Here is a 16600-nt window from a genome sequence, read left to right on the forward strand (position 1 = left end):
TCTTCCTTTACGGCGAAATCATCAGACGATTATCTTCCTGATGGTCCTCAAAGATAATTCCGTCCTGCTTGTATTTTTTAAGCGTAAAATTAGTTTTGGTAGACAAAACCGAGTCGATAGGCGATAGCTTCTCTGACACAAAATTAGCGACCTCACGGAGATTGCGGCCTTCCACCTCTACCAGCAAATCATAGGCACCGGACATGAGATAAACTGATTTAACTTGCGGATACAAATAAATCCGTTCTGCAATTCCTTCAAATCCTCTTCCACGTTCAGGTGTAATCTGTACTTCGATCAAAGCGGTAACCTTTTCGTCGTCGACTTTGTCCCAATTGACTACAGCGGCGTATTTGACGATCACGTGTTGGTCTTCAAGCTCTTTAATCGAGGTACGTACATCCTGCTCGTCTACCCCCAGCATAGTAGCCAACAAAGTTGGTGTTCTTCTTGCATCTTCTTTTAACAATTCCAGCACTTTTAATTTCAATTCATTCAGCTCTGTCATTCTACATAAGGCCTCCATCGAAAGAGATTACTATACATCATACAATACGCCCTTTAAACCTGCAAAGAAAAACCGTCCGCCCCGGAAAACCCGGCAGACGGACGGCTGTTATGGGAAATTGCTTCAAAAACGGAAAATCCCGTTTACATATAATAAGGGTTGCTTTGGTGAGCAGACTGGCCATGCTGATGCATAGGCTGACCATATGCTCCCATGGATGATGACTTCTGCTGAATGAACTGTTGGCATTCCTGTTGGGTCTTGCGAGCTTCTTGAATCTGTTTGTCCAAATCGACGCGCAGCGCTTTAGACGAAGTGGAGTACATATTGTTTTGACTCATCAGACGATACAAATCCCCTTGCATACGCAACGTGTCATTCGTAAGGTCGGTGAACATCTGACGCACAGACGGACAATTGGATTCTGTCGTCGCTGTTGTGTACTCGCGCACTGTACGCTTCATATCGGCAAGAATGCTATAGAGCAAATCTTCTTCAGGCATAAATGACATATTGTTTTGTGGATACATTCTGTCAAACCTCCTTTATTGGTAAATGCAAATTACTGCTGCGGTTGCATTGGAGCAAGCTGCTGATGCTGTTGAAGAGCATTGGAAAGCACATTCAAGTGGTGTTCATGAGTTCTTGCCAGTTGCAAACAGGCTTGTTGAATGGCTGGTTGTTGAATAGAAGCCGCTGTCGCCGCACATTGTTTGAGCAGTAGTTCTTCATTGGAAATGGAGTCCACGATGTACTCCAGCTCTTTGCCTGTCAGGGGTTGCATGTTCGTAGATTGCATAATCTCCGTGCCTCCTTAAATGTTTTGTTGCACGCTGGTTATCTTGTCCGTTTGGCGAAATACTATGTACACATAAGAGATACTACATATTGCCTGTGGGGAGTGCTATTTATATGGAATTGATAAGCGGGAATACGTTTTGGCCGACTACTTTGGAGCAAATGCTGGATTATCCTCCATTAGCAGAGGATATAAATTGTGATGTACTGATCATCGGAGGCGGGATGGGCGGATCCCTCTGCTCCCGGCTATTGGGAGAACGACAGATCGACACTGTACTTATTGACAAGCGAAGGCTGGCACATGGAAGCTCTTCAGCCAATACTGGATTGCTGCAATATAGCAATGACAAGACTTTAACCTCTTTTATTAATACGTTTGGCGAGACCAACGGTGTACTATTTTACCGTATGTGCAGGGATGCCCTGGATCAGCTAGATCAACTGGCTGCCACACTGGATAGGGACCCTTCCTTTATTCGCCGCAGCAGCCTGTACTATGCAAGTACAAAAGAGGATGTACAGGTGCTTCAGGAAGAATACAAACAGCTAACCCGTTTTGGATTTCCAGTGGAATACTGGGATGAGCATCAGGTTGCTGCCCGATTCCCTTTTCGAAAACCAGCAGCCTTGTATACGCACGAAGATGCCGAGGTTAATCCGTTTTTATTTGCCCAGGGACTGCTGCAATCGGCCAGCCGTCTCGGTGTTCGCTTATATGAGCATACAGAAGCTAAGCATTTTGAATTCAACGATAAGGAGGTCGTTTGCCATGCCAACGGCCGGATGATCCGAGCAAAAAAAGTTATTTTTGCAACGGGTTATGAAACACAAGAGATTAAAACAGATCGCGGAGCCGTGCTAGAAAGCTCATATGCTATCGCCACCAATCCCATCGGAGATGCTCCCTTATGGCATGAGCAGTGTCTGATCTGGGAAACTGCTCGTCCTTATCTGTATATGCGCTCAACCCAGGAAGGGCGTATCATTATTGGTGGTTTGGATGAACCTGTACTAGATGCCAAGCAGCGCGAAATCAGGCTGTTACACCAACAACACAAGCTGCTCCAAGCACTACAGGAGCATTTTCCAGGTGTCCCGTTTCAAATCGATTATGCTTGGGCGGCTGTATTCGGCACTTCCCACGATGGCTTGCCTTATATTGGTCCACATCCACGTTTCCCTAACTGCTACTTTTTGGAGGGTTACGGGGGGAATGGGACGGTTACGAGTATGGTAGCCGCACAGCTTTTGGCTGATGAACTGACGGGCACCCACCGACCTGAAATGAAGCTTTTTTCTCTGACCCGTCCCACCAAACCCTCGCCCGGGACAACAGAACCGATGATTTAAATATAATACAAATAGAACCTCCTTTTCCTATATCAACGGATTGGGAGGTTCTTTGGTATTGAATTTTTAATTATTCGGTTTGCTTGTGCCAGCGTCGAGCGTGGGAATGGGACTTGCTTTGTTTCGTTTTTTGTTCCATCTTTAGCACACTTCGCATGAAAATCCACCCAATCACTGGCATCAATGCAAGTCCAATCAATAACCAGATCATTGCCGTCGGAGCCTTGCTAATACTTAGGACACCCAAGAAAATCAGTGTTCCCGTCAACCGGCCTATCATTAAGCATAGTTCGCGCAGTACCACCAGTTCCACTCTCTGATTAGCGTCTCCTTCACTCGTTCCCATCAGATCAAAGCTCGCAGAAATCATAGGAATTAAATACAAAGGCATGAATAAAGCCGTGCCAATCCCCATAATCAGCAATGTACTATACTCCATACGCCATAATAACGGTAAAAGCGCGATCACCAACAGCACAGCACCCAACAGCATACCAGCCGAGCGATAGTGTGGCTTCAGCCATTTTCCGACAGCCCAAAAGCTAAAAAATGAAACCCCTGATGTAATAAGTGAAAACTGTGCTAGCTTCCATTCCTGTTGAGTAACTACATACACGAGCAGTGTAATCAGGAAAGCAAATACCCCTTCACGGATGCCCTGTGTAACAAGCGATAACGACAACGGACGCCACATACTCCCCTTTTGTGACAATCGCTGCTTAGGTTCCTTCCAATTGTACTTTCCTGTCGGTTTACGCTTGCGGAGAAAGAAGCTCAGCACCACTCCTACGACATAAAAGGCCAAGGAAATACTGAATATCACGCGATACCCCGCATCATCCTCCATGCGCGCAATAATCCAACCAGAGAGCCACGGGCCCACTATACCGGAAAACGAGCCCAGCAGACCCACCCATCCGTTAAAATGATCACGACTTGTCTGATCCGTGACTTCGAAAAAAATGACGTTAAACGCTAACCAAAACAAACCTAATGCTGCACCCAATAACATTCCGAGCGGCCATATGTAGTTTACAGCCTGAGGTCCCGTATACAACACGATTAGATAGAATAGGCCAGACAATGCGGTTCCGACGCGTAGGGCATTCATTTTGTTATGTTCCTTGACCCACTTTCCAGCCACCCAAACCATAATTCCCAGCGCGATTTGTTGGCTGACATTAAACCATCCGATCATCGCGTAATCCTGCCTGCTTTTCCACAAATACACATTAAGAAATGTACCGGACAATGCTGCTGCAAATACAAACAATCCATTCAAGCTTAGTAGCAGAATGGATTGTCCGTTCAGGTTTGATTTCAATGCAGTTCCCCCTAACGGAAAAATCACCAATCAACTTATTACGAGCCAGCCTGTTCAAAGTTTTCTTTGATTTAACATGCCCGTATTGAGCTTGGACCTATCCGGGGAATTGCTATTTAATTATTGGAAATACCACTGAGCTTCTCCAGCATCCGCAAGCGGTCATCCTCTGACAAAGTCTGCTGAACATGGAAGCAGCTAGGACACACATAAACATTCAAAACGAACGGCAAATCCAGAACAGGCTTGCCGAGCACTGGAGATATCGATGGTTCAAAACCTTCTCTGGTGACGGTTTGCAAACCCGCATGCAGCATATACTCTCCGCATTGGGAACATTCAAGAACTTCCTCTTGTCTGTCGAGTATTTGTTCAGCACCTTGTTCATAAGCCATAAGATCCGCACCGCTTTCCTCAAATTTTTGTAAAGTATGCAGCACAGGCAGCTTGTGAAGCTCATTATCCTGCAATAACGGTGCATCAGCCGGCTTTTCAACCACCGTTTCATCCTCTGCCTCATATAAAATATCCTGCTCGTCATCATCGCCAAGCTGAATACTCAATGTACGGTAACCCTTAAGGTCTTCTTTTCCATGAGCGTGGAGCGCGGGAGTTACAGAGCCCGCATGGTACGCATGATCATGTGTTGCATTTTCATGCCCGTCCTTATGTTTGTGAACAGGTGGAGGAACAGACTCAGACTCCTCTTCCTCATCGGTGATGTCTGAGTATCCCTTCAGATCATTATGGCAATAAGGACATTCTTCTTCAGGTCCTAATTCTTCATCCCAGATAATTTCCATGTTACACCATGGACAAATCGTCATTTCCAAGCTTTATCATCCTTCCGTTCCAATGCGTATACCAAGCTCTAGTATACAGGATGTGTCAAGTTACACTCGCACCAATCACATAAGAAAGTGATATAGAAATAATCATGGAGAACAAGCCAACTGCACGGTTATCCTCCTTAATCTCCTGATCGATAGAAAATACTGGTGTCAGAAATTCAAAAAGAAAGTACGCCGCAAGCAGCAGTAAAAAGCCAACGAACGACCAGATCATCGTATCATACACGCTGGATTTAGCCTCCATTGCAAAGCGGAGCACGTTGCAAATACCAAACATTTTTCCACCCGTTGCCATGGCTACCGAAACATTGCCTCGCTTGATCTCTTCCCAGCATTTATAACGGGTTACCAGCTCAAAGCAGGATAAAAAAACAATTAACTCCAGCACCGCCACGGAGAAATAACCCAGCATCATCCCCAACGGATGCGATAGCAATTCATCAATCGCCATCTTCACCTCGTCCCTCCCGTTCTACCAAGCGTTCTCGGTCAGCAACCTATATCTATTCCAATTCAGCAACCGTTACACCCGTGCCGCCTTCATTGTAGTTACCGATACGATAGCTCTTCACATGCTTATGCTTGCGAAGGTACTCCTGAATACCGGTTCTCAGGACCCCGGTACCTTTGCCATGAATAATGTATACCTGACCCAGATTAGCCAAAAACGCTTCATCCATGAAGCGGTCCACTTCCATCAGTGCTTCCTCTACGTTGGCTCCCCGAAGGTCAAGTTCACTGCGCACATTATCATCCCGTGTCCGCTTAACGCCAGTGACTGGCTTTTGGACCCTTGGAGTAGTCGTTGGGGCTGGTTGCAGCAACTCCAGATCGTCCAGACTGACCTTCATTTTCATGATGCCCAGTTGAACGATAGCTTCCTTGCTGCCAGTCAGTTCAACCACGTGACCTTTTTTATTCAGACTGTGAACTGATACTTCATCGCCAGCCATGATGGAACGAGTACGCGTAGTGGTTGAACGTTTGGCTGTATTTTTCTTGCGTTGCTTCGGTTCTGCTTCATCCAGTTCTTTACGAGCTGCAATCAACTTGTGCTCCTTAACCGAAGCTCCCTCTTCCTGAGCCAATCTGCGCAAATCAGTAATAATTTTCTCTGCTTCACTACGAGCCTTATCCACGAGAATTCTTGCTTCTTCTTCAGCCTTTTCCAGCATGCGGTCCCGTTGTGACTCCAGCTTATCCAGCTCGGTCTGATGACGGGTACGCAATGCTTCCATTTCCTTACGCAGCTGCTCTGCTTTTTCCCGTTCTTGCTCAGCGGTCAAACGGTTCTGCTCCAGTGACGCAATCATGTGCTCGACGCGCTGGTCTTCCTCCGTTACCTCGCCACGAGCATAATCTAATATCCGCCCCGGCAATCCCAATCGCTCGGCAATGGCAAAAGCGTTACTTCGTCCGGGTACACCGACCAGAAGGCGGTACGTCGGGCTTAAGGTAGCAACATCGAACTCCATACTTGCATTAATAATTCCTTTGCGCTCATAGGCATACGCCTTCAATTCACTATAGTGAGTCGTCGCCACCATACGGCAACCCAGAGCATGTATATGTTCCAGAATGGACACAGCCAGCGCCGAACCTTCGGCCGGATCTGTTCCTGCCCCCACCTCGTCAAGCAATACAAGGCTTTTAGGTGTCATACTCTTCAAGATGCTAATAATATTGGTCATGTGACTGGAAAATGTACTCAAGTTTTGCTCAATGCTCTGCTCGTCACCAATATCGGCATAGATTACATCAAATACGCATAGCTGGCTTTCATCCTCAACAGGCACAAACAGTCCAGACATCGCCATTAAACTTAGCAGACCTATCGTTTTCAGGGTAACGGTTTTCCCCCCTGTATTCGGTCCGGTAACAATAATCGAGGTGTACGAATTACCCAGCTCCACATCTATGGGAACGACCTGTTCCAATGGAATTAGAGGGTGTCTACCCTTTTTCAACTTCAAGTACCCGCGATCATTCATTAAAGGCAGAGTTGCCTTCATTTCACGAGCAAGACGCGCTTTCGCAAAAATAAAATCAAGATTGCCCAAAATATCCACATCATACAGCAACATATCCGCTTGTTCTGCGACAAGTGCGGTCAGTTTTTGTAAAATGACTTCAATTTCACGCTCTTCTCTTAGCCTGGTTTCCCTCAGCTTGTTGTTCATGGCTACGATGGATTCAGGCTCGATAAACAATGTTGCGCCTGACCCGGATTGATCATGCACAATTCCGCCAAAATAAGAACGATATTCGGCTTTGACCGGGATGACAAACCGATCTCCACGAATCGTAATCAACTGATCCTGAAGCATTTTGGATACGGTTGAAGAGCGAATCATGGAATCCAGCTTTTCACGGATACGCACTTCACCTGATCGCAGCTCGCGGCGAATTTGTGAAAGCTCTGTACTGGCGGAATCCAGCACCTCTGCATTTTCGTCAATACAGCCTTTAATCGAGTTTTCCAAACTTCTTTGTTCCGATAGCTGCTCACTCCAATACAGCAATGTTTCAACAGGATTTTCCTCATGCAAACTTGTCACATATACCTGTATACGGCGTGCAGCTTGAACCGTTGTCCGAATACCAAGCAACTCCTGCGGGCTTAACGTCCCTCCAATACGGGCACGCTTCACCGCTGGAGTGATATCCACCACTCCATTAAAGGAGGGCACTCCTTTCAGCCGATCAGCAGCATAGGCCTCATCCGTACCTTTCAGCAATTTCTTGATATGCTCCAAATCATCGCTGGGCTGTAATCGAAGAGCTGTCTGTTGTCCCGTTGCCGTTTGGGCATAGTGACTTAGTTTATTTAGAATTTTTTGATATTCAAGGGTTTTGAAAATTTTAGAGTCCAACTTCACTGCTCCTTTCACTTATATCTATATTATACCGAAAGCAGCAAACTTACGCTATTTGCCAACTCTGCTTTACACATAAGAAAGCTCTTCATGCCACACACTAACCTTTGTCTAACCCTGTTAATTCAAAAAAACAAAGGAGGTTATTCCGTGAGCATTCTCGGGCACATTGTACGTTTCATCGTTGCCGCTCTGGTTCTGATGGTCGTAAGCTGGATCGTTCCCGGATTTAGTGTAGGCGGCTTTTGGAGTGCGCTGATCCTTGCCATTGTCATTGCCTTGATTGGCTATATCGTCGAGGCGATATTTGGTCGACGCGTTTCCCCATTTGGACGTGGTATCGTTGGTTTTCTAGTGAGCGCTCTGGTTATCTGGGTCGCTCAATATGTCGTGGCCCATGTCAGTGTTTCGATTATGGGCGCATTGCTCGCTGCATTGGTTATCGGGATTATCGATCTGTTTATCCCGGTATCGACACCGTTTGAAGCCGGACGCAAGGAAGCGAAATAATTTTAGCAGACACTTCCAGTACAGCTGTCCCGAAGCAGATTCATCTGCCAAAGGACAGCTTTTTGCCATTTTACACTTCTTAGCATGACCATAAACAAAAAAATCCCCAGCCATGAGCAGCTGGGGATTGCCTTACGTTTATAATCCGTATCTACTGATCCTGTTCAATAAGTTCAATCCATTCATTATACTCCGTTTGAAGCTTGGTGTATTCTTCTTTGAGCTGACGTAATTCTGTCGAAATTTTTTCTGTATTTTCTCGATCTACGTCCTGTTGTACTTGTAATAACCGAAGCTGATGAGCCGCCATTTCATATTTCTGACCCACTTCTTCTAATTCAGACTGCAAGGCTTTCCGTTCCTGCTCGATGGACTGCTGTTCTGCCTTTGCAGTGTTGGCAGCTTCAACTGCGAAACGAATCTCCTCCTGAAGTTGTTCCTTCTGTTCGAGCGTTACCGCTATTTCCCGTTCCCAAGATGCAAATTCTTCCTTACGGGCAGCATCTTCAGCTTCCAGACGTTCCGCTTCAGCCTTCAACTGATCATATTTATGCTGCCATTCCGCAGAAGCCTTCTCAGCACGTTCCAGTTCACTTTGCCGGTCATGGTTTTCCTGCTGGAGCTGCTTAATATGTTGTTCCAGTTGTCCGGCTCGGCTCTTCATGCTTCCATATTGCTCCTGAAGCAATTGATACGCCTTTGCGCCCTCTTGCTCTCGAATGTTGGCTTGCTCAAGCTCGTCCTGAACGCGAATCAGCTCAGGTGACAGCTCCTTAATTTTCGCTTCAAGTTGAACTAGACGTTGCTGCTGCGAAGCATATTGATCGTTAGTAGCTTCAACCTCAGCCATGGTCTGCTGCAGTTGCTCCTCTATCGCTTTCTTCTGTTCATGCGCTTCCAGCAGGGTAAGCTCCAGTTCTTCGGCTGCCGACTGACGCTCTTCTGCAAGTTTCTTCCATGACTTCTCGCTTTCAGCCAGCGCACCCAGCTCGCTCTGCAGCTTGCGAGAAGATACATGAGCTTGCTCTAGCAACTTCTGCATCCGGCGCTGTTCTTCCTCTAGCTTGGCTGCCTGCTGCTGCGTAGCCTTGGCTTCAGCCGCCAGTTGATCATATCTGCTTTGCAGTTCTTCACGTGCACGCGTATCCGCCTGCTCCCGCTCTGCTGCCGCCTGTTGCTGTGCTTGCAGCTCGACCTCCAGCTCGGACTGTTGTTGCTTCAATGCTGCAGCTTGCTCTTGAGCCTCCTCCAGGCGAGAAGAAAGCTCTGCGCTTCCTGCCTGCACTTGTTCTAATTGCTCCTGAAGCTCCTCAATCCGAATCTCCTGCTCCAGTGCAGCTTCCTCAGCACGTTGTTGTGCTTCCTCATGCTGGAGCTTTTCTTCATTTAGCGCCAATTCAGCCTGTCTACGTTCCTGCTCCAGCTGCTCATTCAGCCCGGAGCACTTGGTCTGCCATTCGCTTAGCTTCTGGCTATGCTCTTGCTGCAAAGCAGATCGCAATTTGTCCAGCTCTATACGCTTCTGCTCCTGATGAGTCTTCTCCGCAGCCGAAAGCTTAGCTTCAGCTTGCTTGGCCGCTTCGACTATTTCCTTCTTCAGCTGCTCTTCTGTCTGCCGAACACGCGCATTCGCAGCTTCTTGCTGCTCCTTCAGCTTCCGAGAAGCTTCTTGACGGAATTCCTCTAATTCACGCTTGGCCTGCTTTTGTTCATGTTCAAGCTCAGCCGCTTTTTTCTCCTGCTGCTCAAGCTTTGCCTTCAGCTCGGCAATTTCCTTGGCTGATGCAGATTCAGTTTCCATCAGCTTCTTCTGCGTTGTTTCTTTTTCTTCCCTCAATTGAATAAGAGCTTGCTGCATATCTGAATTTTTCTGCTGCTGTTCCCCTAGAGCCGTCTGGAGTTGCGCCAGATCTCCCCGGAGTTCCGCCCGTTCCGCTGCCAAACGGTTCATATGGCTCTGAATCTCCTGGATTTGTACAGCTTCTTCAGCCATATGAACCGCAGCTAGCACGGCAATTCGGGGCATATCCAGACGCGAATGAGCTTGAGAAATGCTATGCATACGTTCATCTACGTAATTGGCAACCTGCTTCATATAATCACTATTACTACCGACAAGTTTATAAGAAGTACCGTAGATCTCTACAGTTACGCGAGTACGATCTGGTGTAGTCACAATTATGCCCTCCTTCAATACTACTGTATGTTGATTCTAAGATGTGTCCGGTACTAGGGTAACCCGCCTTCCGTGAAGCGTTCAACCTTATTAGCCCGGCTTCCCCGCAGCGGGTGAATATCAGAGTAGAGAGCTTCGATGATGATAGGCCAAAAAGCCGTATCGAACCTCTGTCACTAAGATTCGATACGGCTTCCCGCATTTCCTGCTACTTTCTCAATTCCGCTCCAAAAGTTTGTTCCAGAGACGTAACGACAGGAGAATGCGCCGCATTGATCTCTTCATCCGTTAACGTGTGCTCCCAATGACGATAGGTCAGGGAAATAGCCACGCTCTTCTTGTCTTCACCAAGCTTGCTGCCTGTAAATACATCAAACACCCGTGCATCCTGCAACAGTTCCCCGCCTGCAGCGTGAATAACACGAAGCAGCTCCCCTGCCTCAACATCTTTATCCACCACGAGAGCAATGTCACGTTCCACGGACGGGAAGCGAGCCAGCTCTTTGAACTGAATATGGGAGTTTGCATGCTCAATGAGCTGTTGCAACGCAATTTCTGCTACATACGTATCGTTCAGCCCATAGGACTGTTGCAGTTCCGGATGAATCTGCCCAATCGTACCGATCCGCTGAGGGCTACCATTTACATCCAGCCATACCGAAGCGGAACGTCCTGGGTGGTAGCTTTGTGGTTGGTCAGCCACATAACGAATGCTGGCACTTAGTCCGAAATAGTCAAACACCGTTTCAAGCGCACCTTTAATATCAAAGAAATCAACCTTTTCGGCACCGATGTTCCATTGTTTTTCACGGCGAACCCCACTCAGCAATAGACTGAGCACCTGAATTTCCTGCGGCTGGCGGGTTAATGTCTGTTCTTCTGTATAAAATACAGTTCCCATCTCAAAAATGGCCAGATTATCCTGCTTGCGATTTATGTTGTACACCGCTGTATCCAGCATCTGCGGAATGATACTCGTACGCAAAACGCTCCGGTCTTCGCTCATAGGCATGGCCAAACGTACCGGGTGACTGCCTTCTGTCAGAGCATTAAACAAGGCTGTGCTTTGCGGATGTACAAAAGAGTAACTGATCGTCTCCTGCCAACCACCATGAGCCAGCAATCTACGCAAAGAGCGACGCAGGGATTGCGATGCTGTCAAAGCTCCTGGAGTTGTTGGTCCTTCAATCGGCGTGGTTGGGATATTGTCATAGCCATACAGACGTGCCACTTCTTCGATTAAGTCCACATCAATAGTAATATCCCCGCGGCGTGTAGGTACTTCAACTTCCAACACCCCTTGTTCTACATCGCCACATGCGAAATGAAGTCTACCAAGAATCGTCTTCACCTCAAGCAGGGACAGTTCGGTTCCCAAATATCGGTTTATTTTATCTAGCGACAGCTTGATAATGCGGTTTTCAGCTTTTGCAGAAACAGACTCTACGATGCCATGGTGTACAGTTCCCCCGGCATAACGCTGAATCAGCGCAGCTGCACGATTTACAGCAGGTATAACAGCGCCTGGATCAACCTCTTTTTCAAAACGCAGACTTGCTTCCGAGCGCAGTCCCAGTTGACGGGATGTTTTGCGAACTATACCGCCGTCAAACTTCGCAGATTCCAGTGCGATGCTGACTGTCGCATCCGTAACCTCGGAATTGGCTCCGCCCATCACGCCAGCCAATGCAATTGGCTTTACGCCGTCCGTAATCAGCAGCATATGCGGTTCCAGCTTACGTTCCTGATCGTCAAGTGTAATCAAAGTTTCGCCTGCACGAGCAAGTCGAACCTCAATATTTCCATGTTCCAGCTTATCCGCATCAAAAGCATGCAACGGCTGGCCATATTCCAGCATGACGTAGTTCGTAATATCGACGATATTGTTAATTGGACGAACCCCTGCCGCCATCAGACGGTTTTGAATCCATAATGGGGAAGGACCCACTTTTACACCTGTGATATAACGTGCTGCATAGTGCGTACACAGTTCAGGAACATCTACCTTTACGGACAGATGATCTGCCGCTGCATCGCTAATTTCCACCAGATCCTTAGCAGGGTCAGCCAGCGAAATGTCACGTCCTAGAATAGCGCTCACTTCATAAGCAGCTCCATGCATGCTCAGGCAATCCGAGCGGTTGGGTGTCAGATCAAAATCCAGCACCTGATCATCCAAGGCAAGCAGTTTCGTAATCGGCGTACCAATTTCAGCATCCTCTGGCAGCACCAAAATGCCTTCCTGCAACTCTTTTGGCAACAGCTTATCATTCATGCCCAGTTCTTTGGCCGAGCAGATCATACCCATGGACACAACACCACGCAGCTTAGCCTTTTTAATATGGAAATCTCCTGGCAGCTTGGCACCTACAACTGCAACAGGAACCTTTTGACCTGCATCCACGTTCTTGGCACCACACACAATTTGCAAGTCCTCTCCCTGACCCGCATCGACAATACACACATTCAGCTTATCCGCGTCCGGGTGCTTTTCCTTGCTTTTGACATAGCCTACAACGACGCCAGTAATTCCTTGGTTGCGATGTTCGACTTCATCAATTTCAATGCCCGAACGGGTGATTTTTTCTGCCAGCTCCTCCGCACTCACTTGATCCAGTGATACATACTCGGACAGCCACTCGAATGATACTTTCATATGGGTTCACTTCCCTTGATATAGTTGTTTATTGACGCGCAAACTGCTTCAAGAACGACAGATCGCTGTTATAAAAATGACGAATATCGTCAATGCCGTATTTCAAAATGGCTATCCGTTCTACACCCATACCGAATGCAAAGCCACTGTACACCTCGGGATCAAAACCACCCATCTCCAGCACTTTCGGATGCACCATACCACAGCCCAAAATTTCGATCCATACGCGCTCGCCGTTTTTCTTCACAAAAGTCACGTCTACTTCAGCACTTGGCTCGGTGAACGGGAAGAAGCTTGGGCGCAACCGGATTTCGGTCGATTCCCCGAACATTTCGCGTGCAAATTGCAGCAAGGTCCCTTTCAAATCACTCATACGAATGTCTTTCCCAACCACAAGACCTTCAATTTGGTGGAATTGGAAGGAATGTGTTGCATCATCATCATCACGTCGGAATACCGTACCCGGACAAATCACCTTAATAGGCGTTTCACCCTTCATCGCCTCCATTGCGCGAATCTGAACCGGTGACGTATGGGTACGCATCAATAAATCTTCGGTCAGGTAAAATGAATCCTGCATGTCCCGTGCCGGGTGATTTTTAGGGAGATTCAATGCTTCGAAGTTATAATAATCGGTCTCGGCCTGCGGACCCTCAGCCACTCGATATCCCATACCTGTAAAAATATCCTCAATTTGCTCGATCACTTTGTTAAGCGGGTGGAGCCCGCCTTGCGGCAGTGCGCGCCCAGGCAGCGTAACGTCGATTTTCTCTGCTTGCAAACGCTCGTTCGTTTCTGCTTTCGTGAACTCGTCCTGCTTACGGTTAACGACCTCTTCAATCGCCTCGCGCACCTCATTAGCTACCTGTCCAACAACTGGACGCTCTTCCGCGCTCAGCTTGCCCATACCGCGCAAAATTTCAGTCAGTGCACCCTTTTTACCCGAATATTTAACTCGTAGTTCAGCCAGTTCCTTGGGTGTTGCCACCTTCTCCAATACTTCCAGTGCTTCTTCCTTCAAGGCCAGCAAATGTTCCTTCATTTGGATGGTTTCGCTCATCGCCTGTTCAGTCCCCTTTCTTCATATCCAGCTTTTCAGACAACAAAAAAAGGTCTTTTCTCCCGGAAAGGGACGAAAAGACCGTGGTACCACCCTCGTTAGACAATGAAGATCAGCTACCCGATACTTTACCTTGCGGCAACCAGTTCGGGTGATCATTCATGCAATACATCATCGTCTCGCTCTGCACGTTGTAACGGTCGTGAACCGGTATCCCCTACTTACACATCCGCCATTTACATGACGCTTGAGGTTCAAGGAACTGCTCCGGAGCGAACTTCAACAGCCCAATATTTGTAGAAACGCTCTCAATCCTACGGCGCTTCCTCCCTGTTCAATCGGACACTGCCTACTCTTCTCCATCAAGACATTTTCAAAATACGAACTATTGCTCATTATTATATGCAAACTACTGCACTTTGGCAAGCAGCGCCTATATTTCATTCCTATAGATATCGGGATCATTTAACCGATCCAGCTTAGCACGAATGCGCCTGGTATCGCTCAAAACCTCCTTATCTTCTTCACTCGTCCCTGCCATTCCCATCAATTCGGTAAGACGCAGCTGTAATCTAAGACGTTTTTCCCGCTCCTCTTGATCCTTTGGCTCTCGGATGCGGCTCCGTTCATCTTCTTGTTTTTCGTCGGCCGTCCCTTCATAGATCTCATATCCGCCTCCCGGCTTCATATCGAGCAGCCGAGTTGCCGTACAACGTACCAGTTCCCGGTCATGCGAGACGAGTACCAGCGCTCCATCATATCGGCGCAAAGAATCCTCTACAATTTCACGGGTTTCAATGTCAAAGTAATTTGTCGGTTCGTCCAGCACTAGCAGATTGGCTCCACTAAAGTACAGACGCAGTAAAGCTACCCTGCATTTTTCACCCATACTGAGCGTTCCGATCCTTTTAAATACATCCTCTTTGGCAAATAGAAAACAGCCCAGCACCGTTCTCGCTTCGGTTTGGGTCATCGTAGGGAGTGCAAGCCGACTGTCAAGCAACGTCTGGTCCTCTGGAAGCTGCTCCAGCTCCTGTGAAAAATATCCGATATTCAACTGTGGGTTAGTTGTAATTTTCCCTATCTGCGGTTCCAGCTGACCTGTCAATAACCGAAGCAGCGTGGTTTTGCCAATTCCATTGGGTCCCCGAACAGCCAAACGATCCCACGTGCAACGTTCAGATTTAGATTTTTCACAATGAGACGCTCATCGTAGCTAAAGTCAACCTGCTCAGCACGCAGCAAATATTTAGCCTGAAAGCCGCTGTCACTTAATTTCATGTGCAAAGACGGAGCTTCACGCGGTTGCTCTACCCTGTTAGCCTCCAGCCGCTCCAGTTCCTTTTCCTTCGCATGATAACGGGAAATATTTTTTTAGCCTTGGCCTTGTAAGAACTCTGCGTAATAGCCACCTCGACTTTAGATGCGCTACGATGCGCCTGATGAAACCATTCCCTATAATTTCGAATTGTTTCCTCCAGCGCCTGTCTCGCCAGTTCCTGCCTCCGATAGCTCGCCTCCTGCTCTCGCAGCTCCCGCTCCTTTTGCGCTTTATATTCCTTATAGCCGCCTTTATAGCGCTTAATGCCCATGGGTGTCAGCTCAACCAAGCTTGTAGCCACCTTATCCAAAAAAGCTCTGTCATGCGATACAAACAGCAATGTTCCAGGATACGTGGACAGCCACTGCTCCAGCCAGAGCAAGCTTTCGGCATCCAGATGGTTGGTTGGCTCATCCAGCACCAACAACTTCGGCTGTCTGACCATCAGTCCAGCCAGCCGCACTCTCGTCTTCTGTCCGCCGCTCAGATCACCATAAGCAATCGACCACGTCTGGGCAGGCATACCCATTCGGGTAAGCGCCTTTTCCACCTCAGACTCCCAGGCAAAGCCTTGCAGACGCTCGTATTGATCCATCAGCTCCCCGTAACGCTCCAAATGATGCTCCATATCCTTCCCAGGATTGGCTAGGTGAGCTTCCAGCTGTCTCAATGCTTGCTTGAGATGCCAATGTTTAGGGCTGGCCTGCTGTGCGGCCTCCAGTGCGGTTCGAGACCCATCCAACGTATCCTGCTGCTTCAGCCAGCCGCGCTCTTCCAATGGCAAATCATGCTCTACTTGACCAGAGGTTGGCGCTTCATCTCCCAGTAATATTCGCAATAGCGTCGTTTTACCTGCTCCATTTCTTCCGAACAGCGCGAGCCGTTCACCTTCCGTCACATCCAGCGACACCTTCTCTAATAAAGATGTCCCGTTCCATTCCTTGACTACGTTGCGAACTCGCAAAATGGTTTTCATACCACGATCATCCTTTCCCAGTCCGGTTTTCACACCAGAAGCAATAAAAAAAGCCGCAGAAGGCTGCGGCTTGCATACAGGAATATAGAATGACTGCTATGATTTGTTTCTTTCATTTCAGACACACTTCTCCCGTTGCAGCTTGCAGCCGCCTGCCAGTAACATGCAGTTGAATGGGAAAATCAGTGTGC

The 16600-nt window shown here is 47.8% G+C and carries 13 protein-coding genes and 1 pseudogene; 3 read left to right on the plus strand and 11 right to left on the minus strand.

Annotation, left to right across the window (positions count from 1 at the left end; all coding sequences use genetic code 11):
* Positions 1-7: 7 nt before the first annotated feature.
* From ACQQ6X_RS09640 to ACQQ6X_RS09650, 3 genes are all read right to left on the minus strand, one after another.
* Positions 8-508 (minus strand): Lrp/AsnC family transcriptional regulator, encoded by a 501-nt coding sequence (locus ACQQ6X_RS09640; protein ID WP_013370105.1) that lies wholly within the window; start codon positions 506-508, stop codon positions 8-10.
* 143 nt (positions 509-651) lie between these two features.
* Positions 652-1038 (minus strand): spore coat protein, encoded by a 387-nt coding sequence (locus ACQQ6X_RS09645; RefSeq protein ID WP_305165150.1) that lies wholly within the window; start codon positions 1036-1038, stop codon positions 652-654.
* Between the two features lie 32 nt (positions 1039-1070).
* Complete coding sequence (locus ACQQ6X_RS09650) at positions 1071-1307, minus strand: hypothetical protein (protein WP_142611785.1); 237 nt, start codon at positions 1305-1307, stop codon at positions 1071-1073.
* Between the two features lie 113 nt (positions 1308-1420).
* On the opposite strand from ACQQ6X_RS09650, the gene ACQQ6X_RS09655 reads away from it, so the two are divergent.
* Positions 1421-2659, plus strand: coding sequence for an NAD(P)/FAD-dependent oxidoreductase (locus ACQQ6X_RS09655; RefSeq protein WP_305165151.1), 1239 nt, complete (start codon positions 1421-1423; stop codon positions 2657-2659).
* A 70-nt stretch (positions 2660-2729) separates the two neighbouring features.
* Here ACQQ6X_RS09655 and ACQQ6X_RS09660 read toward each other — a convergent pair whose 3' ends face one another.
* From ACQQ6X_RS09660 to ACQQ6X_RS09675, 4 genes are all read right to left on the minus strand, one after another.
* Positions 2730-3983 carry an MFS transporter gene (locus ACQQ6X_RS09660; RefSeq protein ID WP_305165152.1) on the minus strand — a complete coding sequence of 418 codons (1254 nt, stop codon included), beginning with the start codon at positions 3981-3983 and terminating at the stop codon, positions 2730-2732.
* Positions 3984-4099: 116 nt separating this feature from the next.
* The gene (locus tag ACQQ6X_RS09665) at positions 4100-4816 is read right to left on the minus strand and encodes a hypothetical protein (protein ID WP_305165153.1); all 717 of its coding nucleotides are present in this window, start codon (positions 4814-4816) and stop codon (positions 4100-4102) included.
* Between the two features lie 55 nt (positions 4817-4871).
* Positions 4872-5285, minus strand: a complete 414-nt coding sequence (locus ACQQ6X_RS09670) for a DUF350 domain-containing protein (RefSeq protein WP_014599569.1) — start codon at positions 5283-5285, stop codon at positions 4872-4874.
* A 52-nt stretch (positions 5286-5337) separates the two neighbouring features.
* Positions 5338-7707 (minus strand): endonuclease MutS2, encoded by a 2370-nt coding sequence (locus tag ACQQ6X_RS09675; RefSeq protein WP_305165154.1) that lies wholly within the window; start codon positions 7705-7707, stop codon positions 5338-5340.
* A gap of 153 nt (positions 7708-7860) precedes the next feature.
* Between ACQQ6X_RS09675 and ACQQ6X_RS09680 the strand changes: the two genes are divergently transcribed.
* Positions 7861-8220 carry a phage holin family protein gene (locus ACQQ6X_RS09680; protein ID WP_063209932.1) on the plus strand — a complete coding sequence of 120 codons (360 nt, stop codon included), beginning with the start codon at positions 7861-7863 and terminating at the stop codon, positions 8218-8220.
* Positions 8221-8371: 151 nt separating this feature from the next.
* Here the strand turns inward: ACQQ6X_RS09680 and ACQQ6X_RS09685 are convergent, their stop codons facing one another.
* The 3 genes from ACQQ6X_RS09685 to pheS form a co-directional block, all read right to left on the minus strand.
* Positions 8372-10396 (minus strand): DNA repair protein, encoded by a 2025-nt coding sequence (locus tag ACQQ6X_RS09685; RefSeq protein WP_305165155.1) that lies wholly within the window; start codon positions 10394-10396, stop codon positions 8372-8374.
* Positions 10397-10604: 208 nt separating this feature from the next.
* Entirely contained in the window at positions 10605-13052 is a 2448-nt protein-coding gene (pheT, locus tag ACQQ6X_RS09690) for a phenylalanine--tRNA ligase subunit beta (protein WP_305165156.1), read from the minus strand.
* Between the two features lie 28 nt (positions 13053-13080).
* A complete protein-coding gene (gene pheS / locus ACQQ6X_RS09695; protein ID WP_305165157.1) occupies positions 13081-14112 on the minus strand; it encodes a phenylalanine--tRNA ligase subunit alpha in 1032 nt (343 codons plus the stop codon).
* 105 nt (positions 14113-14217) lie between these two features.
* On the opposite strand from pheS, the gene ACQQ6X_RS09700 reads away from it, so the two are divergent.
* Positions 14218-14412, plus strand: coding sequence for a hypothetical protein (locus ACQQ6X_RS09700; protein ID WP_430493573.1), 195 nt, complete (start codon positions 14218-14220; stop codon positions 14410-14412).
* Positions 14413-14545: 133 nt separating this feature from the next.
* Here the strand turns inward: ACQQ6X_RS09700 and abc-f are convergent.
* A pseudogene (gene abc-f / locus ACQQ6X_RS09705) lies at positions 14546-16409 on the minus strand (ribosomal protection-like ABC-F family protein).
* Between the last annotated feature and the right edge of the window lie 191 nt (positions 16410-16600).

Origin of the sequence: Paenibacillus ottowii (assembly GCF_050516475.1) — a bacterium.
Lineage (GTDB): Bacteria > Bacillota > Bacilli > Paenibacillales > Paenibacillaceae > Paenibacillus > Paenibacillus ottowii.